This is a genomic window from Endozoicomonas sp. SESOKO3 (genome assembly GCF_024606255.1).
The window spans coordinates 1-1,114 of the sequence record NZ_JAHHPR010000123.1 but is presented as its reverse complement, the minus strand read 5'-3'; the positions used below and the strand labels follow the sequence as shown (position 1 = coordinate 1,114).

Genomic DNA, 1,114 nt, shown 5'->3' with positions numbered 1-1,114 from the left:
TCAAGCTGATGACCACGGAAGATTATTTGCACGCCATTATTTACCACAGTGATGGACAACTGTCCGTGTTTACTTATCAAGATCAGGTTAATGTCCATCGTTTTGACACCACCATTAAACCAGAGGCAGCAAAGTCCATGCGCCTTGTTTTTGTCGATGATAAAGTCTATCTGGCTTTTGAAGATGCTGATATTGACGAGGGTAGTCGGCAGCTACGGATGCAAGAAATTTCACTGGATTTTGAAAACTATAACTATCAAAAATCGGCTGCCGTTTTATCCTCTGCGGGATCGTCTTCGGCCATTCAAGGTTGGGGAATTGGGCTTATTACAACGGGCACTGTGTTGGCTGTATCGGTTGCGGTTATCGTAGCCATTAAGAAGTTTAAAAGACAATCACTTGGAACAAAAATGGAAACCACTGAATTACTACCTTTAGGTAAGCTTGAATAACCGACAAATAGGAGCAACTTCAAGAGCAATCGCCAAAAACATTATCATTTTCACAAAGGGGTATCGGGCCAATAGCTTATCCGGAAAAAGTTGGCCCTTGGTATCCCCCTGCTCAAACGTAAGTTTTTCCCGGTTACCCGCATGTTTATGCATGATGACCCAACGTAGTCTATATGTACGGACACAAATACGAGTAGTTCTCATCATTGTTTTTCAGGGTACTCACTCAATGAATAACGGCCCGATGAAAGATCAGTATCGGAAAAGTCCGACTATATTTACAAAGTCGTCTGTATTGTTCTTATCACTTGTCGTTTGTTTTTCAGACTGGAACAGTTGGGCCAGCACTGTTGAGCTGGACAATAATAATTTCAAGCACTACCTGAATGCCGACCACCCGGTAGAAGGTCGCTATCGGTTGATCAGTGATATTGACCTTAGCAAATTCATTCGCTGGAAACCCATTGGCAATACCTCCAGACCGTTCTCTGTCACTCTGCTTGGCAATGGTCACGTTATTTCCGGTCTTAAATGTTCAACATGGGCAGCGAATAAAACCACAGGCTTGTTCGGAGTTCTGCAAGACAGCACCATCAGACAGATCATGCTAAACCAGCCCGAAGTTACCAGTTATGGAAGTTCAAGCCCCACAGGTGCACTTG

At 43.7% G+C, this 1,114-nt stretch carries 2 protein-coding genes; both read left to right on the top strand.

Annotation, left to right across the window (positions count from 1 at the left end; translation table 11 throughout):
- On the top strand, nucleotides 1–452 hold a 452-nt coding region (locus KDK18_RS02235), incomplete at its 5' end, for a hypothetical protein (RefSeq protein ID WP_257252889.1).
- A 229-nt stretch (nucleotides 453–681) separates the two neighbouring features.
- A partial coding sequence (locus KDK18_RS02230; protein WP_257252888.1) for a hypothetical protein occupies nucleotides 682–1,114 on the top strand: 433 nt, incomplete at its 3' end.